At 61.4% G+C, this 24066-nt stretch carries 15 protein-coding genes and 1 tRNA gene; 14 read left to right on the top strand and 2 right to left on the bottom strand.

The features are described from left to right. Positions 1-2 precede the first annotated feature (2 nt). A complete protein-coding gene (locus BM345_RS01155; RefSeq protein ID WP_093374673.1) occupies positions 3-1079 on the bottom strand; it encodes an aldo/keto reductase in 1077 nt (358 codons plus the stop codon). Positions 1080-1134: 55 nt separating this feature from the next. Between BM345_RS01155 and BM345_RS01150 the strand changes: the two genes are divergently transcribed. The 14 genes from BM345_RS01150 to BM345_RS01085 all read left to right on the top strand — a co-directional run bounded on the left by BM345_RS01150 (position 1135) and on the right by BM345_RS01085 (position 21680). Then, the gene (locus tag BM345_RS01150) at positions 1135-2052 is read left to right on the top strand and encodes an alpha/beta fold hydrolase (protein ID WP_093374671.1); all 918 of its coding nucleotides are present in this window, start codon (positions 1135-1137) and stop codon (positions 2050-2052) included. 56 nt (positions 2053-2108) lie between these two features. Next, entirely contained in the window at positions 2109-2627 is a 519-nt protein-coding gene (locus BM345_RS01145) for a hypothetical protein (RefSeq protein ID WP_093374669.1), read from the top strand. Between the two features lie 82 nt (positions 2628-2709). Further along, positions 2710-3814, top strand: a protein-coding gene (gene prfB / locus BM345_RS01140; RefSeq protein WP_139237444.1) for a peptide chain release factor 2 whose coding sequence is annotated in 2 segments (ribosomal slippage) — positions 2710-2790 and positions 2792-3814 — 1104 coding nt in all. Because the reading frame shifts where the segments join, the coding sequence is not laid out codon by codon here. A 22-nt stretch (positions 3815-3836) separates the two neighbouring features. After that, complete coding sequence (locus BM345_RS01135) at positions 3837-4511, top strand: HAD family hydrolase (protein WP_093374667.1); 675 nt, start codon at positions 3837-3839, stop codon at positions 4509-4511. After that, the gene (gene pepN, locus BM345_RS01130) at positions 4495-7158 is read left to right on the top strand and encodes an aminopeptidase N (RefSeq protein ID WP_093374665.1); all 2664 of its coding nucleotides are present in this window, start codon (positions 4495-4497) and stop codon (positions 7156-7158) included. The genes BM345_RS01135 and pepN overlap by 17 nt, the downstream gene beginning before the upstream one ends. A 42-nt stretch (positions 7159-7200) precedes the next feature. Further along, a complete protein-coding gene (locus BM345_RS01125) occupies positions 7201-8214 on the top strand; it encodes a class 1 fructose-bisphosphatase (protein ID WP_093374663.1) in 1014 nt (337 codons plus the stop codon). Between the two features lie 11 nt (positions 8215-8225). After that, positions 8226-8301: transfer RNA gene (locus BM345_RS01120), tRNA-Thr, on the top strand. Between the two features lie 647 nt (positions 8302-8948). Beyond that, on the top strand, positions 8949-11747 hold the full coding sequence (locus BM345_RS01115) for a DEAD/DEAH box helicase family protein (RefSeq protein WP_093374661.1): 2799 nt from the start codon (positions 8949-8951) through the stop codon (positions 11745-11747). A 15-nt stretch (positions 11748-11762) separates the two neighbouring features. Next, positions 11763-13472, top strand: coding sequence for a type I restriction-modification system subunit M (locus BM345_RS01110; RefSeq protein ID WP_093374659.1), 1710 nt, complete (start codon positions 11763-11765; stop codon positions 13470-13472). Beyond that, entirely contained in the window at positions 13469-15034 is a 1566-nt protein-coding gene (locus BM345_RS01105; RefSeq protein WP_217653944.1) for a restriction endonuclease subunit S, read from the top strand. The genes BM345_RS01110 and BM345_RS01105 overlap by 4 nt, the downstream gene beginning before the upstream one ends. Next, on the top strand, positions 15031-16965 hold the full coding sequence (locus tag BM345_RS01100) for a restriction system-associated AAA family ATPase (RefSeq protein ID WP_093374657.1): 1935 nt from the start codon (positions 15031-15033) through the stop codon (positions 16963-16965). Before BM345_RS01105 ends, BM345_RS01100 begins: the two co-directional genes overlap by 4 nt. Then, positions 16965-18089, top strand: coding sequence for an HNH endonuclease (locus BM345_RS01095; RefSeq protein WP_093374655.1), 1125 nt, complete (start codon positions 16965-16967; stop codon positions 18087-18089). Before BM345_RS01100 ends, BM345_RS01095 begins: the two co-directional genes overlap by 1 nt. Before the next feature lie 25 nt (positions 18090-18114). Next, positions 18115-20355 carry an AAA family ATPase gene (locus BM345_RS01090; RefSeq protein WP_093374653.1) on the top strand — a complete coding sequence of 747 codons (2241 nt, stop codon included), beginning with the start codon at positions 18115-18117 and terminating at the stop codon, positions 20353-20355. Between the two features lie 11 nt (positions 20356-20366). After that, on the top strand, positions 20367-21680 hold the full coding sequence (locus BM345_RS01085) for an McrC family protein (RefSeq protein WP_093374651.1): 1314 nt from the start codon (positions 20367-20369) through the stop codon (positions 21678-21680). A 392-nt stretch (positions 21681-22072) separates the two neighbouring features. Here the strand turns inward: BM345_RS01085 and BM345_RS01080 are convergent, their stop codons facing one another. After that, positions 22073-23269 (bottom strand): IS256 family transposase, encoded by a 1197-nt coding sequence (locus tag BM345_RS01080; RefSeq protein WP_093374648.1) that lies wholly within the window; start codon positions 23267-23269, stop codon positions 22073-22075. Positions 23270-24066 lie beyond the last annotated feature (797 nt).

The raw sequence follows: 24066 nt of genomic DNA, 5'->3' as shown, positions 1-24066 counted from the left end.
TTTCAGACGGCGGGGTCGCGCATGTCCCAGCGGATCTTGTCGATCTGGGCCATCAGCTCTGGCGAAATGGTGGTGCCCCAAGCGTCCAGGTCCTCGTCCAGCTGCGCCTGCGTGGTGACGCCGATGATGGTGCTGGCCACGCGCCAGTTGCCGTAGGTGAAGGCCAGCGCCATCTGCGTGGGCGTCAGGCCGTTGTCGCGGGCCAGTTCGTTGTAGCGGCGCGCGGCCTTGAGCGCGTCGGCGCGGCCCCAGCGCTGCTTGCGCACCGATTCGTAGCGGGCGATGCGTCCGTCCTTGGGCGCGTCCGGGCCCTCGGTGCCGCCCTTGTCGTACTTGCCGGTCAGCAGGCCGAAGCCCAGGGGCGAGTACGGAATGGAGGCGACGTTCAGCCGGTGCATGGTCTCGTCCAGCCCGTTCTCCAGCGTGCGGTTGAGCAGGCAGTACGGGTTCTGCACCGTGGCGATGCGCGGCAGGCCATGCTGCTCGGCCAGGCGCACGAACTCGTGCACGCCGTAAGGCGTTTCGTTCGACAGGCCGATGTAGCGCACCTTGCCCGCCTTCACCAGGCCGTCGAAGGCCTGCAGCTGCTCCAGGATCGAAGTGACCGAGCGCTCCTGCTTCGGGTCGTACACCATCGAGCCGAAGGCCGGCACGTGGCGCTCGGGCCAGTGGATCTGGTAGAGGTCGATCACGTCGGTCTGCAGGCGCTTGAGGCTTGCGTCGCAGGAGGCCACGATGTCCGCCGCCGTCATGCCCGCGCCTTCGCGCACCCAGGGCATGCCGCGCGAGGGGCCGGCCACCTTGGTGGCCAGCACCAGCTTCTGGCGCGCACCCCGCGTCTTGGCGAACCAGTTGCCGATGATGGTTTCCGTGGCGCCGAAGGTCTCCTTGCGGGCCGGCACGGCGTACATCTCGGCCGTGTCGATGAAGTTGATGCCGCGCTCCAGCGCGCGGTCGAGGATGGCATGGGCCACCGGCTCGCTCACCTGTTCGCCGAAGGTCATGGTGCCCAGGCAGATGGGGGTGACGCGCAGATCGCTCTGGCCGAGGGGGACGTTGGGGCTGAAGGAATTCGTCATGGGGCGCGATTCTAGGAAGGCTGGGCCATTCTTGCCCGCTGCTTATCATTCCCGCATGTACCAGCCACGCCGACTCAGTCACAGCGAATTCATTCCCCTGCGGGGACTCGAGCACCATGTGCGCATCTGGGGCGACCTGGACCGCGGGCAGGACCCGATCGTCATGCTGCATGGCTGGATGGACGTGGGCGCCTCCTTCCAGTTCGTGGTCGACGCAATGAAATCCGAGCGTCCGGTGATCGCCCCCGACTGGCGCGGCTTCGGCCTGACCAGCTCTCGCGGCGCCGACAACTTCTTCTTTCCGGATTACCTGGCCGACCTCGACGGTGTGCTCGACCACTACCTGCAGGACCGCCCCGCCGACATCGTGGGCCACAGCATGGGCGGCAACATCTCCATGTTCTACGCCGGCGCACGGCCCGAGCGCGTGCGGCGGCTGGTCAACCTCGAAGGCTTCGGCATGCCCGCCACGCGGCCCGAGCAGGCACCCGGCCGCTACGCCAAGTGGATGGACGAGCTCAAGTCGCACCGCCGCGGCGAGATGGACCTGCAGACCTACCCCGAACTCTCCGGGGTCGCCCGCCGGCTGATGCGCACCAACCCCCGACTGCCGCAGGACAAGGCCGAGTGGCTGGCCTCGCATTGGGCCGCCCAAAGCACAAAAGCCGATGGGGCACTGGTCTGGGCCATCCTGGGCGACGCCTCCCACAAGATCGTCAATGCCAACCTGTACCGCGTGGACGAGGCGATCGAGATCAACAAGGCGATCCGCGCACCGGTGCTGGCGGTGGACGCGGCCGACGGCATGCTCAAGACCTGGAAGAAGCGCGGCGTGGAAGACGATTTCGTCGCGCGGCTGCGCCTGGTGCCGCACCTGGAACTGGTGCGGCTGGAGGATGCCGGCCACATGATGCACCACGACCGCCCCCTCGAGGTGGCCGCGCTGGTCGAGGCTTTTCTGAACCAAAGCTGAAAGACCCGTCTGCGACAATGGACAGGGAAGATCTAGAACGAAAGACCTCGCCCTCCATGAAGAACATCCACAAGCAAGCGCGCGCGGCCGTCCTGGTTTCCAGCCTTTTCTGCGGCGCCCTCCTCGCCAGCGGCGCATCGGCGCAGGAGTCGGCATCCCCCCTGGTCCCCACCGAGGCCGCCTGGGAAGTGACCATCGCGCCGTACGTCTACCACTTCAGCAGCGACCCCGCGCACAAGACCGCCTACCTCATCGGCCTGGAGCGCCAACGCGCCGATAACTGGATCATCGGCGGCGCCTACTTCAGCAACTCCTTCGGACAGGATTCCGGCACGGCCTACGTGGGCTACATCTGGAACAACCTGTTCGGCGTGCCCGCCCTGTACGGCAAGGTGGTGGCCGGCATCATGTACGGCTACGTCTACCCCTACGAGGACAAGGTGCCCTTCAATCACAACGGCTGGTCGCCCATCGTGGTGCCGGCGCTGGGATGGCGCTTCACGCCCAAGGATGCGGTGCAGGTTTCGCTGCTGGGCACGGCCGGGCTGATGTTCTCCTACAACCGCCGCTTCTAGGCCCTCCCCGCCCCTCTCGGACGAGGGGCCCTGCACCATGCGAAAATGCCCGGTTTCGTCAAGACACCGGCAGGACACTCACATGGATGCAGAACAAATCAACCAGATCGGCGCCACCCTGGCAGACCTGAGCCAGCGCACGGTGGATCTCCGGAGGTATCTTTGACGTCGATGCCAAAGCTGAACGCCTGCGCACCGTCAACGCCTCGCTAGAAGATCCGACGGTCTGGAACGACCCCAAGAAGGCCCAGGAACTGGGCAAGGAAAAGAAGGCGCTCGACAGCATCGTGCTGGTGCTCGACACCATCGGCACCGAGCTGGCCGACAACACCGAGCTGTACGAGATGTCGCGCGCCGACGAGGACTTCGACGGCCTGCAGGCCATCTCGGACGACACCGCGCGCATCGCGCAGGAAGTCGAGAAGCTGGAGTTCCGCCGGATGTTCAACAACCCGGCCGACCCGAACAACGCCTTCCTGGACATCCAGGCCGGCGCTGGCGGCACCGAGGCCTGCGACTGGGCCAGCATGCTGCTGCGCCAGTACCTGCGCTATGCCGAGCGCAAGGGCTTCAAGCCGCAGATCGAGGACGAGACGCCCGGCGACACCGCTGGCATCAAGAGCGCGACCATCAAGATCGAGGGCGAGTACGCCTTCGGCCTGCTGCGCACCGAGACCGGCGTTCACCGCCTGGTGCGCAAGTCGCCCTTCGACTCCTCCGGCGGCCGGCACACCAGCTTTGCCAGCGTGTTCGTGTACCCGGAAATCGACGACTCGATCGAGATCGACATCAACCCGTCCGACGTGCGTACCGACACCTACCGCGCCAGCGGCGCCGGTGGCCAGCACATCAACAAGACCGACTCGGCCGTGCGCCTGACCCACATGCCTACCGGCATCGTGGTGCAGTGCCAGGACAGCCGCAGCCAGCACAGCAACCGCGACGTCGCCTGGCGCCGCCTGCGCTCGCGCCTGTACGACCACGAGATGCGCAAGCGCATGGAAGAGCAGCAGAAGCTGGAAGACACCAAGACCGACGTGGGCTGGGGCCACCAGATTCGCAGCTACGTGCTCGACCAGAGCCGCATCAAGGACTTGCGCACCAACTACGAGACCTCGGCCACGCAGAAGGTGCTGGACGGCGACCTGGACCCCTTCATCGAAGCCTCGCTGAAGCAAGGCGTCTGAGCGCGGCCCCACCGGAACAACGATGCGAACCGAAGCCCTCATCTTCGACATGGACGGCACCATGATCGACTCCATGCCCTGGCATGCGAAGTCGTGGGTGGCCTTTGCGCGGGAACACGGCATCGGCATGGACGTGTCGGAGATCCTGGCGCGCACCACTGGCCGCACCGGCGTCGAATGCATGCGCGAGATCTTCGGCCGGCCGCTGGACGATGCCGAATGCGAGGCGCTGGTGCACCAGAAGGAACTGATCTACCGCGACATGTTCAGCGACCAGTTCGCCGAGGTGGCGGGCTTCACCGCCTTCGCGAAGGATGCAGCCGCGCGGGGCCTGAAGATCGCGGTGGGCACGGCCGGAGACCGGCACAACATCGAATTCGCGATGTCGCGACTGAAGATGGACCCGCTGCCGCTGGCCATCGTCGGCGGGGACGAGGGCCTGACCGGCAAGCCGACGCCCGCCATCTTCCTGGAGGCGGCCCGGCGCATCGGCGCCGCACCCGAGCGCTGCATCGTCTTCGAGGACGCGCCCTTCGGCATCGAGGCGGCCCGCCGCGGCGGCATGCGCGCCGTGGCGGTGTGCAGCACCCACACGCCCGAGGAACTGGCCGGCCCGCACGTCATCGCCGCCGTGCGCAACTATCACGAACTAACTCAAACAAATTTTCTGGAGACGCTCGATGTTGCTATCGCGTGACGCACAGGGCCAGCCCATCGCCATCCGGCGCGAGGACTATGCGGCCCCTGCCTACTGGATCGACACGGTCGAGCTGACCTTCGACCTGGACCCGGCCAAGACCCGCGTGCTCAACCGCATGCGCATTCGCCGCAACCCCGACGTGGCGGTGCAGCCGCTGCGCCTGGACGGCGACGAGCTCAACCTGGCCCGCGTGCTGGTGGACGGCCAGGGCGCCTCCTTCCGCATGGAGGGCGAGCAACTGGTGCTCGACAACCTGCCCGAGGCCTTCGAGCTGGAAGTGTTCACCACCTGCCAGCCGATCAAGAACACCAAGCTGATGGGCCTGTTCGTCAGCGAGGACACCTTCTTCACCCAGTGCGAGGCCGAGGGTTTCCGCCGCATCACCTACTTCCTGGACCGCCCGGACGTGATGGCCAGCTACTCCGTGCTGCTGCGCGCCAGCAAGACCGACTACCCGGTGCTGCTGTCCAACGGCAACCTGGTGGAACAGGGCGACCTGCCCGAGGGCCGTCACTTCGCCAGGTGGGTCGACCCCTTCAGGAAGCCCAGCTACCTGTTCGCGCTGGTGGCCGGCAAGCTGGTGGCACGCGAGCAGCGCATCCGCGCGCGCAGCGGCAAGGACCACCTGCTGCAGGTCTTCGTGCGCCCCGGCGACCTCGACAAGACCGAGCACGCCATGAACTCGCTCATGCGCTCCATCGCCTGGGACGAGGCACGCTTCGGCCTGTCGCTGGACCTGGACCGCTTCATGATCGTCGCCACCAGCGACTTCAACATGGGCGCCATGGAGAACAAGGGCCTGAACATCTTCAATACGAAGTACGTCCTGGCCAACCAGGCCACCGCCACCGACGCCGACTACGGCAACATCGAGAGCGTGGTGGGCCACGAGTACTTCCACAACTGGACCGGCGACCGCGTGACCTGCCGCGACTGGTTCCAGCTCTCGCTCAAGGAGGGCCTCACCGTCTTCCGCGACCAGGAGTTCACCCAAGACCTGTGCGCCGACGCTGCAGCCCGCGCAGTGAAGCGCATCGAGGACGTGCGCGTGCTGCGCACCGCCCAGTTCCCGGAAGATGCCGGCCCCATGGCGCACCCCGTGCGGCCCGACAGCTACATCGAGATCAGCAACTTCTACACCGTCACCATCTACGAAAAGGGTGCCGAGGTGGTGCGGATGATGCAGACGCTGGTGGGCCGCGACGGCTTCGCCCGCGGCATGAAGCTCTACTTCGAGCGCCACGACGGCCACGCCGTGACCTGCGACGACTTCGCCCAGGCCATTGCCGACGCCAACCCGCATTCGGACCTGGCGCGCCTGCTGGACCAGTTCAAGCGCTGGTACAGCCAGGCCGGCACGCCACGCCTGGCCGCCCGCGGCAGCTACGACGCGGCCGAGCGCAGCTACACCCTGCAACTGGACCAGAGCTGCGCGCCCACGCCCGGCCAGCCCGAGAAGCTGCCCTTCGTCATTCCGGTGAACGTGGGCCTGATCGGCGCCGACGGCCGCGAACTTGCGTCCACGCAGACCCTGGTGGTCACGCAGCCCAGCGAGACCTTCACCTTCACCGACATCGAGAGCGAGCCGGTGCCCTCGATCCTGCGCGGTTTCAGCGCGCCGGTGATCCTGGACCACGACTACAGCGACGATCAACTGCTGGCCCTGCTGGCGCACGACACCGATCCCTTCAACCGCTGGGAATCGGGCCAGCGCCTTGCACTGCGCGCCGCCCTTGCCGCCATCGAGGCGCCGTCGGCCGACGGCGCCGGCGCCGCGCTCAGCGACGCCTTCATCGAGGCCATGCGCAGCCTGCTGCGCAACCCCGCGCTGGACGCCGCCTTCAAGGAACTGGTGCTCACCCTGCCCTCGGAAACCTACATCGCCGAGCAGTTGGACGTGGTCGACCCGCAGCGCGTGCATGCGGTGCGCGAAGCCATGCGCGTGCGCATGGCCGTCGCACTGCAGGCCGAATGGCAGCAGGCCTACGAGGACAACAAGGACACCGGCGCTTACGAGCCCGATCCGACCTCGGCCGGCCGCCGCGCGCTGGCCGGCATGGCCCTGACGCACCTGTGCCTGGCCGCGCGCGAGAGCGGCGACACCGTGTGGCCGGGCAAGACGCTGCAGCGCTTCAAGGACGCGGGCAACATGACCGACCGTTTCAATGCCCTGCAGGCGCTGGTGTCCTCCGCCCATGCGCTGGCGGCACAGGCGCTGGCCAGCTTCCACGCCATCTTCAAGGACGAGGCGCTGGTCATCGACAAGTGGTTCGGCCTGCAGGCCGGCGCCCCCGATCGCGGCGGCGACATCCTGCCGCTGGTGCGCCAGTTGATGAAGCACCCGGACTTCTCCATCAAGAACCCGAACCGCGCACGCAGCGTGATCTTCAGCTACTGCAATGCCAACCCCGGCGCCTTCCACCGGCCGGACGCCGCCGGCTACGTGTTCTGGAGCGACCGCGTGATCGAGCTGGACGCCATCAACCCGCAGGTGGCGGCGCGCCTGGCGCGTGGCCTGGACCGCTGGAACAAGCTGGCAGAACCCTACCGCAGCGCGGCGCGCGAGGCCATCGCCCGCGTGGCCGCGAAGCCCGACCTGAGCAAGGACACCCAGGAAGTGGTGACCCGCGCGCTGGGCAACTGACCGACACACGAATTGAACGAAACCAAGCAAGGATTGCCGCCCATGGCGCACAAGATTTCCCTCACCCGATACCTCGTCGAGCAGCAGCGCAGCGACGGGTCCATTCCCTCGCAACTGCGGCTTCTGCTCGAAGTGGTGGCCCGGGCCTGCAAGAGCATCAGCCAGGCCGTCAACAAGGGCGCGCTAGGCGGCGTGCTGGGCAGTGCCGAGTCCGAGAACGTGCAGGGCGAGGTGCAGAAGAAGCTGGACATCATCGCCAACGAGGTGCTGATCGAAGCCAACGAATGGGGCGGCCACCTCGCGGCCATGGCCAGCGAGGAAATGGACAGCATCCACCTGGTGCCCAACCGCTACCCGCAGGGCGAGTACATGCTGCTGTTCGATCCCCTGGACGGCTCGTCGAACATCGACGTCAACGTGAGCATCGGCACCATCTTCAGCGTGCTGAAGAAGCCCGAGAACGGCCACGGCCAGGGCGTGCAGGAATCCGACTTCCTGCAGGCCGGCAGCAAGCAGGTGGCCGCCGGCTACTGCATCTACGGCCCGCAGACCACGCTGGTGCTCACCGTGGGCAATGGCGTGGCCATGTTCACGCTGGACCGCGAGCAGGGCTCGTTCATCCTCACGCAGGAAAACATCCAGATCCCGGCCGATACGAAGGAATTCGCGATCAACATGAGCAACCAGCGCCACTGGGACGCGCCGGTGACGCGCTACATCGACGAATGCCTGGCCGGCAAGGAAGGCCCGCGCGGCAAGGACTTCAACATGCGCTGGATCGCCAGCATGGTGGCCGACGTGCACCGCATCCTGATGCGCGGCGGCATCTTCCTGTACCCCTGGGACAAGCGCGAGCCCGAGAAGGCCGGCAAGCTGCGCCTGATGTACGAGGCCAACCCCATGAGTTGGATCGTCGAGCAGGCCGGCGGCGCCGCCACCAACGGCCGCCAGCGCATCCTGGACCTGGCACCCACCAAGCTGCACGAGCGCGTGGCTGTTGTTCTCGGATCGAAAAATGAAGTCGAGCGCGTGACGGGCTATCACACCACGCTATAATCGATGGCTTAGCCGGTGTAGCTCAGTCGGTAGAGCAGCTCATTCGTAATGAGAAGGTCGGGTGTTCGAATCATCTCTCCGGCACCAATGCAGATAAGGGAAAGCCGCTATCGTTTCGATAGCGGCTTTTTCATTGGGAAATGCCCGGGAAATACAAATGTTGCTAGTGGCCTGCGGTGCGCCTCCTCCCTTCCTCGAACGGCGTAATGCAACAACTCGAAGTCGGATGGTGAAAGGAGCAGACGGTTGCGGCTGCCCAGTGCCGACATTCCGGCCTCCGATGCATCAAAACTTAGTCATTGGAGGCAGTAGGAGAACTATCTACGTCTCATCCCCCGACCGTGAATCGGGTCAGACACAGCCGCGGCGCCCACACGAGAAGCCACCATCGCTTGGCACAACGCCCGACTTCGGACAGCTTCTCGGGCAGAATCTTCTCCGAGTAGCCGGGATGCGCTCCCGAACTCCGGTGCCGATCGGCCCTAAAAAATAAGACGAGGAGATTTAGAAGGTGCGGTTCAGCACGTTGACACACTCTAGCTGCCGGAGTTTTCGGGCGTCGCAGCTGAGTTGGGCCGCTGGACGCTGCCCCCGCCACCCCCCTTCGGCGAGTGCGCGCTGCTTGCGGCACCATCACCTCCCAGCGCCACCGACGCCATTTACCGTGTCACGGATCGCCATGTCTGACCGGTATTGCAGGCCATGCGATTACAGGCACGAAAAGAAGGCAGCGGATGTCGAAGTCTGAAGTCCAAACCCGCGCTGAGCACATCGACCAGCTGCTGGCGGTGTCGGGTTGGAACGTCAAAGACCCAACCCAGGTGGTCGAAGAGTTCGACATCCTGATCGGTCTGCCGGAAGGTGTGTCGGACCCTCGCACGCCTTACGAAGGCCGTCGATTTAGCGACTATGTCTTGCTAGGCAAGGACCGCAGGCCGCTCGCTGTCGTTGAAGCCAAGCGAACGGAAAAGGACGCCGCGCTTGGTCGGGAACAGGCCAAGCAGTACTGCTACAACATCCAGAAGCAGATTGGCGGCGAACTGCCCTTTTGCTTCTACACCAACGGTCTCGAAACCTACTTCTGGGACCTTGAAAACGCGCCGCCTCGAAAGGTGGTCGGCTTCCCGAGCCGGGATGATCTCGAACGCTTCGGGTACATCCGCCGAAATCGCAAGCCGCTGACCCAGGAGTTCATCAACACCTCGATCGCAGGCCGTGACTACCAGATCCGGGCCATTCGTTCGGTACTCGAAGGCATCGAGCAGAAGAAGCGAGAGTTCCTGCTGGTGATGGCCACCGGCACGGGCAAGACACGCACTTGCATTGCCATGGTCGACGCCCTGATGCGTGCTGGCCACGCCGAGAGGGTGCTGTTCCTCGTCGATCGTATCGCGCTGCGCGAGCAAGCCTTGGCGGCTTTCAAGGAGCACATGCCCAACGAGCCGCGTTGGCCGAACGTGGGCGAGAAGCTTGTCGCTAAAGACCGGCGCGTCTACGTGGCTACCTATCCCACGATGCTCAACATCATCCGGGATGAGACGCAGCACCTGTCGCCGCACTTCTTCGACTTCATTGTGGTCGATGAGAGCCATCGCTCCATCTACAACACCTTTGGCGAAGTGCTCGACTACTTCAAGACTCTCACGCTGGGCTTGACGGCCACGCCAACTGACATCATCGATCACAACACCTTCCAGCTCTTCCATTGCGAAGACGGCCTGCCAACCTTTGCCTACACCTTTGAGGAGGCCGTGAACAACGTGCCCCCTTACCTATGCAACTTTCAGGTCATGAAGATTCAGACCAAGTTCCAGATGGACGGCATCAGCAAGCGGACCATTTCACTGGAAGATCAGAAGAAGTTGATCTTGCAGGGCAAGGACATCGAAGAGATCAACTTCGAGGGCACGCAGCTCGAAAAGCAGGTGATAAACAAAGGCACCAACACCTTGATCGTCCGGGAGTTCATGGAGGAAGCCATCAAGGACGCCAACGGCGTGCTACCTGGCAAGACCATCTTCTTCTGTGCGACGAAGGCACATGCCCGCCGCATGGAAGAGATCTTCGATAAGCTGTTTCCCCAGTATCACGGCGAGTTGGCCAAGGTGCTAGTTTCGGACGATCCGCGCGTCTACGGCAAAGGCGGACTGCTCGATCAGTTCACCAACAACGACATGCCTCGCATCGCCATCAGCGTTGACATGCTTGACACTGGCATCGACGTGCGCGAGATCGTCAACCTTGTCTTTGCCAAACCGGTCTTCTCCTACACCAAGTTTTGGCAGATGGTGGGGCGTGGCACGCGGCTGCTGGAAACGAACAAGCCCAGGCCCTGGTGCCTTGAGAAGGACGTGTTCCTCATTTTGGATTGCTGGGACAACTTCGAGTACTTCAAGCTCAATCCCAAGGGCAAGGAACTGAAGCCACAACTGTCACTACCAGTTCGGCTGGTCGGACTGCGGCTCGACAAGATAGAGAAGGCCAACGACAGTGGCCAACCTGACATCGCCGACCGCGAGGTCGCCAAACTCCGCTTTCAGATTGCAGCGCTGCCGAAAGAGTCAGTGTTCATCAAGGAAGCAGCCACGGCCTTGACTCGACTGGAAGAAGGGAACTTCTGGATCAGCCTCACCCACGAGAGGCTCGTATTTTTGCGAGCCGAGATCAAACCCTTGTTCCGCACCGTTTCCGAAGCCGACTTCAAGGCCATGCGCTTTGAGCGCGATCTGCTCGAATACTCATTGGCGGTGCTAGGTGAGGAGAAGGAGCGGGCGGAGACGATCAAGGAGGGCATCGTCGAACAGATCAGTGAGCTGCCACTTTCGGTCAGCTTTGTGAAGCAGGAAGAGCCACTTATTCGCGCGGCGCAGACCGCGCACTACTGGGTCGAGGCCGACGAAGATGCTTTCGACGACTTGGTGGTCAAGCTCGGCCCGTTGATGAAGTTCCGTGAGCAAACCACCGGTCAAGACAAGATGCATCTTGATCTGGCCGACGAGTTGCACAAGAAGGAATGGGTCGAGTTCGGCCCGCAGCACGAAGCGGTAAGCATCTCCCGCTATCGCGAAATGGTTGAGTCGCTGATCGCCGAGTTGACCGAGCACAACTCAGTGCTGCAGAAGATCAAGAACGGTGAGGCCGTGAGCGCCGATGAAGCCAATGCACTGGCCGAGTTGCTGCACGAAGAACACCCGCACATTACAGAGGCTCTGCTGCGGCAGGTCTACAAGAACCGCAAGGCCCGGTTCATCCAGTTCATCCGTCACATCCTGGGCATCGAGGTGCTCAGGAGCTTCCCCGATCAGGTCAGCGTTGCTTTTGACCGGTTCATCCGAGCTCACACTACATTGTCCAGCCGGCAACTGGAGTTCCTCAACCTATTGAAGAACTTCATCGTCGAGCGCGAAAAGGTGGAGAAGCGAGACCTGATCAACACCCCCTTCACAGTCATCCACCCCCAGGGCATCCGCGGTGTGTTCAGCCCCCGCGAAATCGACGAAATCCTGCAGCTTACCGAACAGTTGGCCGCATAGCACACAGGCATCTCCATGCTGCAAAACAACCCCGAACTTAGAAACAAGATTGACCAGCTCTGGAACAAATTCTGGAGCGGTGGTATCAGCAACCCACTCACCGCCATTGAGCAGATTACCTATCTGCTGTTTATGAAGCGGCTAGATGAGCTGGACCTTAAGCGCCAGTCGGACGCTGAATTCACGGGCGAGAAATACGCCTCCAAGTTCGATGGCAAGTGGATTCCGCCGAGGTTCAGGGCCCATCTTCGCGACGAAGACTCGCCAGAAGAGCGCTTGAAGAAGCTGGAAGACGAAAAACGCTATGCGATCGAAAAGCGCAGTCTGCGCTGGAGTGAGTTTAAGTTCTTCAGCCCGGCGGAGCGAATGCTGGACCACGTGCAAGACAACGTGTTCCCGTTCCTCAAGGATCTGAACGGCGCGGAGTCCAACTTCACCCACCACATGAAGAACGCCGTGTTCATCATTCCCAAGCCTGCCCTGCTGGTGGAGGCGGTGAAGACCATTGACGACATCTTCGAGGTGATGGAGCGCGACTCGCGCGAGAACGGCCAAGCCTTTCAGGACATCCAGGGCGATGTCTATGAAATGCTGCTGTCCGAGATCGCCACCGCCGGCAAGAACGGCCAGTTCCGCACTCCGCGCCACATCATCAAGCTGATGGCCGATCTGGTGCAGCCGCAACTGGGCCACAAGATCGCCGACCCGGCCTGTGGCTCCGGCGGCTTCCTGCTCGGTGCCTACCAATACATCGTCACGAAACTGGCCATCAAGGTCGGCACAACAAATCTCACGCCTGATGAAGACGGCTTTGTCCGCAGCTCCGTCGCCGCCGCGCTCACTGAAAAAGCCCAGGCCATTCTGGCCAGCTCGCTGTGGGGCTACGACATCGACGCGACCATGGTGCGCTTGGGCCTGATGAACCTGATGATGCACGGCATCGACGAACCGCACATCGACTACAAGGACACCCTCAGCAAGAGCTACACCGAGGAATCCGAATACGACATCGTGATGGCCAACCCGCCCTTCACCGGCAGTATTGACAAGGGCGACATCAACGAAAATCTGCAACTCGGCACCACCAAGACCGAGCTGCTGTTTGTCGAAAACATCTACCGCTTGCTGAAGAAAGGTGGCACCGCCTGCGTGATCGTGCCGCAGGGCGTGCTGTTCGGCTCCGGCGGCGCGTTCAAGACCCTGCGCCAGTTGCTAGTGGAGCGTTGCGACCTTAAGGCCGTAATCACCCTGCCCAGTGGCGTGTTTAAACCCTATGCCGGGGTCAGCACCGCCATCCTGCTGTTCACCAAGGTCTGGGGGCAAAAGGACATGGTCACCCGGCCCGCCACCGAATACGTCTGGTTCTACGAAATGGACGCGGACGGCTATTCGCTGGATGACAAGCGCAGCAAGCAGGAAGGCCACGGCGATCTGCAAGACATCATCGCAAAGTACCACGCCCGCAACCCGGCCACCGATATCGTCCGCACGGCCAAATGCTTCATGGTGCCGCGCACCGAGATCGCCGACGAGCAGAACAACTACGACCTCTCACTCTCCCGCTACAAAACCGATGTGTTCGAGGAAGTGCGCTACGACGCGCCGGGCGTAATTCTTGATCGACTGATTCAGGCTGAGGTTGGTGAGGCGGATGAGGCGGAGCTTGCCAAGGTACAAAGTGGCATCGTGCGTGACTTGCTTGAATTGAAGGGGATGGTGGGATGAGTTGGGCAGCCAAACCCCTTAGTGAAATCCTGGATCAGTCCGGTCGCCACCGTGCTGGTGATCAAGACTTGCCAGTGCTTTCAATCACCATGAAGCATGGCTTGGTCGACCAAGCAGACAAGTTCAAGAAGCGCGTTGCCAGTTCGGACACCTCGAACTACCGCATCGCATACAAGAATGAGCTCGTTGTTGGCTTTCCAATTGATGAAGGTGTCCTTGGGTTTCAGACGAAGTATCCAGCGGGAATCGTCAGCCCGGCCTACGACATCTGGAGGCTCAAGAATGAGATGGATTGCCACATTCCTTACCTTGAGCGTTATCTGCGATCATCTCAGGCAAGGAGTCTTTACGCCACGCGCATGCAGGGAGCCGTTGCGCGCAGGCGCAGCCTGACAAAAGCGGACTTTCTCAATCTGGAAGTTCCGTTCCCGCCCCACGACGACCAAGTCTCCATTGCCCACCTGCTAGGCAAAGTGGAAGGGCTGATCACCCAGCGCAGACAACACCTGCAACAACTCGACGACCTGCTCAAGAGCGTGTTTCTGGAGATATTTGGTGACCCGGTGCGGAATGAGAAGGGGTGGGACAAGCCCGAATTGAAGGCCTTCGGCAAGATTTCTACGGGCAATACACCACCCAGAAATGAGCCGGCAAATTACGACGATGATTTCATCGAATGGATCAAGACTGACAACATCACTGGTGAGGCTGTTTTCGTCACGCCCTCCACCGAGCATCTTTCTGAGGTTGGCGCGAGAAGGGCGAGAACGGTAGCGGACGGCGCCCTACTTGTGGCCTGTATTGCTGGCAGCGTCGAATCAATCGGGCGTGCAGCACTAACAGACAGGACGGTGTCCTTCAACCAACAGATCAATGCCATCCAGCCAGGCAAGGATGTCAATCCACTGTATTTGTATGGCCTATTTAAGTTGTCCCGGGCTTATATACAGAGCCACGCGTCGAAGGGGATGAAGAAAATTCTGACGAAGGGTGATTTTGAGAAGGTCAGGATGATCAAGCCGCCCTTTGAAATACAGAACCAATTCGCGGTCATTGTAGAAAAAGTCGAAGGTGTCAAATCCCGCTACCAACAATTCCTCACCGATCTGGAAACCCTCTACGGAGCATTGAGCCAACAGGCATTTAAGGGCGAGCTGGATCTGTCCCGCGTGCCCATGCTGGGCGTACAACTTGAGGAAGAGAAAGTCGTGGAAGCAGAACTCCTGCACGCTCCCGCCGAACAAGGCGTGGCAATCAACTTGCCCGACACCGACAATTTGCTCGATGCGCTTGAGAGCGCTGAGGCGCGCGAGGTAGTGATCTCGCGGTGGCTGGAGGCCTATGGCGGCCAACTGGGCAGCACGCCGTTTTCGGTGCAGCACTTCATGGCCGCGGCGCAAACGCGACTGGCGGAACTGCACCCGGACAACGACTTCGCGCTGGGAGCCAGTGACTACGAGCACATCAAAGCCTGGGTGTTCGATGCGCTGGCCGCTGGCACGCTGAAGCAGGCGTTTGATGACGCAAGCAACCGTATAGAACTGAAGGCTGTCCAGGCATGAAACTGCTGCGCCTCAAGATCACCGACCCGGCAGGCTTTCGCAGCCTGCCCTGTGGTTTTGAGCATCACTTTCGCACCGATTGGAGCCTGCAGGACGAACTGGCTCAGCCCGAAGGCTTTGCGCCCTTTGTGTGCGCCGGCCCCAATGGCAGCGGCAAGTCCAACCTGCTCGAAGCGCTGGCGGCGATCTTCTTTCAGCTGGAAGTTCAACGGGTGCGTCGTAGTTTTTTGCCCCGCATTTTCGAGGACGACACCGAGGTCAACCCGAATGGCATCCAGGAACAGCAAGGCAGCCCAAACGCTTACGAACTGGACTACCTGATCCAGGTACCACGATCCTATCGACAGCTTGAGGGCCCGCGCCACGCGCATGTGCGCGTGCTTAAGGAGCCCAATGCTTCACCCGGGCTCGCCTGGATCAATAACGAAGCCTTTGTCACCGATGGATTCAGTACCTTGACCGATGAAGAGCGGGCGTTCTTGCTGCCTGAATTCGTCCTGGGTTATTCCTCCGGCGAGAACGAAATCCTCAGCTTGCCCTTCTTCAAACTGCGCTTCGTGCAGTTCGACGAATACTGGCATGCACTAACGCGGCAGTTAAGTTATCCCGGCCACCCGGAAACGCGGCTGGCCTATCTGGACAGTGGTTTCAGCCAAGCCATCCTGCTGTGCAACCTGCTTTTTCATGACGACGCCACGCTCCAGCCCTTCCGCGAGGATGTCGGCATCGAGGAATTGCGGGAGTTCCGCATCATCATCCGGCGCAGCATTCCTCTTTCGCCGGAGCAGCTTGAAGGCTTTGATAGAGCCAACGATGATGAACAGAATCTGCGAGCAAACAGGATTCGATCAGAGCATCCGAGTGCAACTGATATCGCACGCATAGACATGATTCATAGGGAGATAGTCAGAAGCAATCCTGCGCTACGGGTTGACGATGACGATGGTGTTGGCCCCCGATATCGCCTGAACTTGATGCATCTCCTTGAAGCAGACGAAAGTCTGCAGCGCGAGCTACGAACAAAGCCTGAGCGGTCGTCAACGAAGTATGAAAACTTCGATCCAGCGGTTACGAGACTGAAGCGCTGTGCCACATTGACTTTCATAGATGAGGCGACCGACTCCCTGATCCTGGACTACCGCGTCAATGACGCCACCAAACTGGCCTTCCGCGAAAACTTCGACGGATCGCCGCTGGCGCTATTCCAGGCTTTTCAGGTGCTGCTGACGCTCAACCTGTATGCCGTAAGCGATGCACTCAAGGCTGATCTGTACCGCTCCACCAGCCACTACGCCAGCGAAACGGTGCCAACGCTGGCGTCTGACCAGCGCATCATGCGTTTCAAGTTCGTGCGCTTTTCCAAACAGGGCGCGGCGCAATCGATGATGCTCAAGGAGCTGTCTGACGGCGAGCACCAGTTACTGCACAGCCTCGGCTTGTGCCTGCTGTTTCGAGAGACCAACAGCCTGTTCCTGCTCGACGAGCCGGAAACCCACTTCAACCCTGACTGGCGCGCCAACTTCATCAGCCGCCTGCGCCAGTGCCTACCCGATGCAGGGGATGTGGGGCAGGAAATGCTGATCACCACCCACACTCCCTTCCTGATCTCCGACAGCAAGCCGGACAAGGTGCTGCTGTTCGCCAAAGACAAAGCCAGCGGCACGGTCAGCATTCGCCATCCGGACTACAACACGCTGGGCGCGTCGATCAACAAGATCACGATGAATACATTCGGTAAGCGCGAAACCATCGGCGGCCATGCGCAGGCGCTGCTGGAGGCGTTGCGGGCGCGCTTCGAACAGGGCGCCGAAAACAAGGAAGCACTGATCACAGAAATCCACCAGCAACTCGGCGACTCGGTGGAAAAGGTATTGTTGATCAAGGCGATTCTTGCCAGTCATCAGCCAGGTTCCGCGGAGGTGCCGGGCTGATGTTGTTCGCCTACACCTACGTTCCGCATCAAATGGAGCGTATGCATCGCTTCATCAACTTCATCGTCTATCAGATCTGGTGCCGCGCACCGAAGGCCGGCGCTTTCTCCCTGGACCTCTTTGATGCCAATCCACCACTCAAAGAGGTGATGACATCGTTCGCCTACGGCGATACGCAGGCTGGCGATCGCTTCTACACACAAGTGCAAGCCATCTATCAAAGCTTTTCGGGCTTACCCAGATGTGAGATTGCGCAGTTCAAACGGTGGCACCAGGGCAACAACAATCTGGAAGACGTGTGTGCCAACAGTCCGAGGGTACATCGCGCCCGCTATGCTGACATTGCCCTGTCCCATCCCAAGCTCAGTGATCAACTGGCTGTCTTTTTTAAGGGGCTGTATTCGGACTCGCTGCTGAACCTGGCGGCATTGAGAGACAAGATCGGCGACATCGCCAATCACTACCAAGCCTTTGTGAAGAGGAACAAGGGCGACAAGTGCCCATTCTGTGGCATCAGCGACCTTCTGGGCGAGTACCACTCAAAGCGAGACGCGTACGACCACTACTTGCCCAAAGCGATCTACCCATTCAACTCTATTAATTTTCGGAATCTGGTTCCGGCATGCCACCACTGCAACAGTAGCTACAAGACTAGTAAAGATCCAACGTACCCACCAAAAGATCCTGCCGGTGCTACGACGAGGCGGAAGGTTTTCTTCCCTTTCGCGAAGGCCCACTCCGGGATCGATATCAAAGTGACTCTGCCGCACGTGAACCTCGAGAAGATGACACCTGCGGAGGTTGCTCTCTCCTTCGGCCCTGCAGGCTCTGCGGAGCAAATCGAAACCTGGAAAGACGTGTACGGTATTGAGGAACGTTACCGAGCAAAGCTGCTTGGTGTCGACGGAAAGGCGTGGCTTGTTGAAGTACTGGATGAATGGCGCTGGAATGAACAGTCTGCTGGTGCAGAAGGCAAGGCGCCCGAAAAGTACCTTCAAGATGTCAGCCGGCACACCCAAAGGTCGCCGTATGCCAACAGCAACTTCCTGAAGGACAGCTTCCTGCAAGGCTGCAAAGCAGTTGGCTTGTTCGATACCGTCGATCAGGTTGTGGCCTCGGCATGACCACGACTAGAAATGAACCCTGATCATGGCTCGCAAAGTCCACGACCGTGATGTTGCGCCCCTCCTGTCAGCTGCGCAGCGTTGGATCGAGCGTTGCATATGCGCGGATGAATCTTTGCTGAGTGACCGTTCGCTATGGACCCCGCCACTGGTTGAGGAGCTGCGCTCGGCCTTCGTCGACCATCCGGATGCTGGCGACGACGACTTCATGACCAAGTTACGTGGTCAGATGCAGGCAGCGAGCCCAGCCGGTCGCCAACTGATGGCTGAAATGATGTGGGTGCTGCTTCTGTTTCCTTCGAATATCGGGGCCGAGAAGAAGCGCCAGCATGTTCAGGAGGTCTGGTCATGGTCTGAAGAGACACTCCCTCCTGACAACCCGATGCTCGAATCTGAGGTATTGCAGGGAGTTGGCTCTGCGGGGGCCGCCTACAACAACCTGCGGTGGAAGGAACTGGCGTACCTTATCTCACTTGCCCAGTCGATGAAATCGAAGTCCACTTCGGATCGCAAGGCGATCTTTGAAGACTATGAACGATTCATGGAGTGGATCGAGTCGGTGCCGCGTGATGGCGATCGACAGTTCCGTCACATGCTGCGCTACTTCGCCTACCCGGACAGGGTCGAGCGCATGTCTTCCAATCGAGACAGGATCTCTGTGTTGCAGGGCTTCAAGGTCGCATCCCGTGCGCAGTTGAAAGGCTGGACGGATCGGCAGCTTGATGACGCGCTGCTCAAACTACGAAGTGAGTGCGACGCGAAGTATCCCGGCAAAGCATTGGACTTCTACGAGCCGCCGCTGGAGGCACTGTGGCGCTCAGCCAAACAGGATGAGGAGCCGGTTGCGGCACCAGTGGTCCAAGAGCCTTTGGCGGCGGAGTCATCAAGCCAGAGGGCAGTCGCCACACCAATCCTGCAGATGGCAGCGCCGACAAACTTGATCGTGTATGGCCCACCTGGGACCGGCAAGACTCACTGGTTGCGAGAGCGATTCAAGGACTACACCGATGCCCCAAACAACGTCGACCCCGAGAGCTGGCTCCAAGAGACTTTGACGGTACACGGCTGGCGCAGCGTCATCGCGGCAGCGCTGGCCGACATAGGCCGCCCGGCGAGGGTTCCCGAGATTCGAGCCCACCGATGGGTCCACGCGAAGGCGAAGCAACGCGGCCGGGCGCCGGCCGGCGTTCAGGCCACCCTGTGGGGATACCTCCAGGAGCACACACCGGAGACCAGCAAGACAGTCAATATCAGCATTCGCCGACCACCGTATCTTTTCGACAAGCGCGAGTCGGGCGACTGGCAGTTGATTCTTGGCTGGCAAGAACAAGACGACGAGTCGGCGCAACTGTGGCGGACGTTGAAGGCCGGCCCAAAGGCGGCCACGGAAGCCATCCACCGGTACAAGGTGGTGACTTTCCACCCTTCCTTCACATACGAAGATTTCGTGCGTGGCATCCGGCCGGTCAGGACCGCCGAAGATGGAACGACTCAGTTCCGTTTGGTTGACGGCAAATTCAAGCAAATCTGCGACGACGCGCATGCCAACCCTGGCAAGCGGTACGCGTTGTTCATCGACGAGATTAATCGGGCAAACATTGCCAAAGTCTTTGGCGATCTGATCACGTTGATTGAGCCGGACAAGCGCGCGGTGTTTGACGCGCAAGGGCGACTGGTCGAAGGCCTGGCGGTACATCTGCCGGGTGAGGAAGAGGCAGACTCAGCCGAGCGGCCGTTCGGAGTGCCCAAAAATCTGGACATCTACGGCACGATGAACACGGCGGATCGCTCGATCGCGCTCCTGGATGTTGCCCTGCGGCGGCGCTTCCAGTTCGAAGAGCGTGGGCCGGACTATGAAACGCTGTCCACCGTCGTCGAAGGTGTCCAGCTTGGTCAGCTCCTTCAGCGGATCAACGACCGCCTGGAGTACCTGCTGGATCGCGACCACCGCATTGGCCATGCCTACTTGATGAAGGCGCAGACCCTTGAAGGCGTCAGGGAGGCGTTCGCCAAGCAGTTGATTCCGCTGCTGCAGGAATACTTCTTCGACGACTTCTCCCGCGTCGCTCTGGTGCTCTCAACGATAGGGGATCAAGCGTTCGTGAAGGAGGAGCCGCTGAGCTTCGCTCGCCTGTTTGTGCGCCGGCAACTTGACGGGGTCCCAGGGGATCGTTCGCGCTTCATCGTTACCTCGCCTGCAAGTTGGACAGCCAGCAGCTTTCGCGGCATCTATGAAGACGCGCCTGGGGTGATCCCGACCGCCTAGCCGGCAGCAAAATGACTGCCGCGCCCGCCAGGTTCCTAACAGCGCTGGAGCACCAGCCCATCCCCATCACCGCCGAAGGGGCTGGCGGAAGCTTGACCCCGGCGGAGGCTGAGTCTCTCGCGCAGATCGGCGAACTAAGGCGTGGATTCTGCGAGCTGGGCCACCGGAAGTTGAAGCTGGCCCAGTACTGCGGTGTTGTCAGTCTGGGCGGGCGCGTCTTGGAGGTTCTGCCAAAGACCCAAGGCGGCAACGAGACGGCAGAACAGTGTCGCGGGGTTCTGCTTCGTCTTTTGAAACTGACCGACCGCTTCCCTCAGTTTCAGCACCTCCCTGCAGGGCAGCACCTGCGCCGCGCGCCCTTACTGGAAGCGTTCATTTCCGCGTTCTTCGATTCTGTGAGCAGCGTCCTTCGAGGTGGCCTGCTCAGGCAGTACCAGGAGCATGAGGAAGATCTGCAAATCGTTCGGGGCCGAATTGTGGTTGGACGGCAGATGGGAGTTCACGCGAATCGCCCCGACCTCGTCGCTTGTGCGTTCGACGAGTTGACCGCCGACAACGTGTGGAACCGCGTGCTGAAGAAGGCGATTCGGGTCACCAGGCCATGGATACGCAGCGTTGAACTTAACCGCCGGTGGGTAGAGCTTCTGGGCGTTCTCGATGAAGTCAACGATGGACACCTCGCGCCGCTTGAGGTGGCCCGGCTCAACTTCGACAGGCGCGCCGAGCGCTACCGAACGGCGATTGACTGGGCGGGTTGGATTTTGGCGCTCTTGACGCCCGCACTTAGAGCAGGCCGAAATGAAGCCCCGGCTTTGCTGTTTGACATGAACAAACTGTTCGAGTCGGCCGTGGCAAACACACTGCGACGCCAAGCAGGCCGTGATCCTGGCTTGCAGGTTTTGACTCAAAACTCGACGCACTCACTGGCCACCGTTGCGGCGGCTGGTCGAGAGGGGCCAAGTTTTGCGCTAAGGCCCGATCTGGTGCTTCAGCGAGGCTCCGAAGTCGTTGCGATTGCAGACACGAAGTGGAAGCTCCTGGAGCTGGACCGCGAAGGTCGGCAAGTGCCGAGCGAAGCCGACATGTATCAGATGAACGCCTACGCCACCGCGTTTCGATGCTCAGAGTTGGCGTTGATCTATCCCCGGCACGACGGAATCACGGCGGCAGTCGACACCGAATTTCGACTGCCGCCAGTCAACGTCAACGGGACCTCGGCCACTGTTCGCGTATTGGGTGTCGATGTCGACGACGACCGGCTTCCTCTGAGGATGGGTGATTCGTCGGGACTCGTCGGCCGACTATTGCTTCGCCATTCGAGCTGAGCTCAGTATGGCGCCGCACGGTGCAATTTTTTGTTGTCTTCAGCGACTGCGATTGGGGCCGAATCCTAAGGGGCGCCACCGCACCGCCGCCTTGCCCGATCCACTGCGCCAATGTTGAGCGCGCGATGGCCAGGCTAGCGCGACGCAGATGTAGCGCTCCGCCGTGAAAACCCCTGACTTGTAATCGACCTTCTCTGACCCGGTCCAAGCCGACCCGCTGGAGGGCGCAGTCGCAGGAGCAGGTGCGGCTCCAGGGCTCGTGGCGGATCTCCCAGCGCGGCAACTGCGCGGCCGGCCCCTGGCGCTTGATTGGTGCCTCTCGCGGCCGCAGGGGTCGCGTCCCATTCCGTGGTGTAGGTCCACAGCCCGGAGAAGGCTGAGTTGCACGGTACTCAGCGCGCCACTGCGGACAGCCGAGTGGGCGCAGTGTCGCTCAAGGTCTGCAAGCCTTCAAGCTGCATATAGCGCCGGTTGAGCGACCATTCGTCGTTCTGCTCGAGCATCATGCCTCCGACGAGCCGTGTGATCGAGGCGACGTTGGGGAAGATGCCAACCACATTCGTGCGGCGCTTGATCTCGGCATTCAGCCGCTCAAGAGGATTGGTGGAGTAGATCTGCGTCCAGTGCGCCCGCGGGAAGGTCATGAACGCCAGCACATCGTTCTCTGCGTCGTCCATCAGGTGGCCGAGCTTGGGGAACTTGTCTCGGAGCTGGTCGGCCACCGACCTCCATTGCGTCCGCGCTGCATCGGCCGAGTCCTGCACGAACACTGTGCCGATGGCCGCGCTGACCATGCGCCGCTGCGTCTTGCCGGCGTGCGCCAGGGCATTTCGCATAAAGTGCACCCTGCAACGCTGCCAGGTGGCCTTCAGGACCTTCGCTGCGGCCGCCTTGATGCCCTCGTGGCTGTCGCTGATCACGAGCTTCACGCCGCGCAACCCACGGCGGTTCAGGCTGCGCAGGAACTCGGTCCAGAAGGGCTTGGCCTCCGAGGCACCGACCTTCAAGCCGAGCACCTCGCGCTGGCCGTCGGTGTTCACGCCGACGGCCACTATCACCGCCACGCTCACGATGCGCCCGGCCTCGCGCGTCTTCACGTAGGTGGCGTCGATCCACAGGTAGGGCCAGTCGCCCTCGATCTGACGCCCAAGGAAGGCGTTGACCCGCTCGTCGAGTTCGCCGCATAGCCGGCTGACTTGGCTCTTGGAGACGCCGCTCATGCCCAGCGACTTGACCAGGTCGTCCACGGATCGGGTGGAGATGCCTTGCACATAGGCTTCCTGGATGACGGCAGTGAGCGCCTTCTCGGCGGTGCGCCGGGGCTCCAGGAACTCGGGGAAGTAGCTGCCCTGGCGCAGCTTGGGGATCTTCAGCTCGACGCTGCCGGCTCGGGTATCCCAGGTGCGTTCGCGATAGCCATTGCGGCTGTTGAGGCGCTCGGGATTCTTCTCGTCGTAGGCGGCGCCGCAGCGCCCTTCGACATCGAGCTCCATCAGGCGCTGGGCCATGAACTGCACCATCTGGCGCAGGACGTCGACGTCGGCTCCCTTCTCGGCGAGCTCGGCTAGTGCCATAGTGGCGTTGGTCATCGTGATTTCCTTCAAGGACAAGGGTTGGTGGGTCGCACCTCAAACCTTATCCGGACTTCACGATGACCACCCCCGAAGGGAGCGGCCGCTGCGCGGCAAGGCGCTTCGGGCTACGCCCTACGCGCCTTGCCGCGCAGCGAGTGAAAGAAGACTTACACCACTTCCCGGGACATCAACGCCGCAGGTGCCTCCGCACATGTCCAACGGTTCGACGGAGCCACAGTGCGCCGACCCGGATCACGAAACTTGCGCAGCCAAGTGGCGCATTGGTTTGACGCACTCCAGAACGAAGTCATGTACACGGCGATTGCAGCACAGCGAAACTAAAGGTGGATGTCGCATGCGACGGCGGGGCCCGGCGCCAGTGTGCAAAACAAGCTCGGCTTGCCGGTCGCCGCTCGTCGAGTTGACACCTCGCTCGCCGTGCGGCGCCGCTTGTGAATGAGGTTGGCATTGTGCCCATGGGCCAACGCAATCTGCGCGACCAACGCTCCAGATTCTTGGCACGCCGCCAGCAACTACCGCTTGAGTTCGACCGCGTGGCGCCGCCGGAATGTGCATAGTACAAATGCTTGTGCGTCCAGATGGCGGGCAGCACCATCATGATGCGCACTTATTCAGGTCTTGTCGTCTGCTGCCAAGCATCTGCTCTCTAGGAGCCAGCGAAGTTTGCATCGCTGCGCACAGCATGCCAGGCCAGCCCAATCGCTTGCCTCGTCTTCACTCCCGCGTTGGGCCGCGATGAGCTTCGCAATGTAGCGACGCTTTTTACGGACTCATCCCTGCCGCTGCACCAA

The sequence above is a fragment of the Variovorax sp. OV329 genome (genome assembly GCF_900114785.1).
Taxonomy (GTDB): Bacteria; Pseudomonadota; Gammaproteobacteria; order Burkholderiales; family Burkholderiaceae_C; genus Variovorax.
This window is presented reverse-complemented; position numbering and strand designations above follow the sequence as displayed.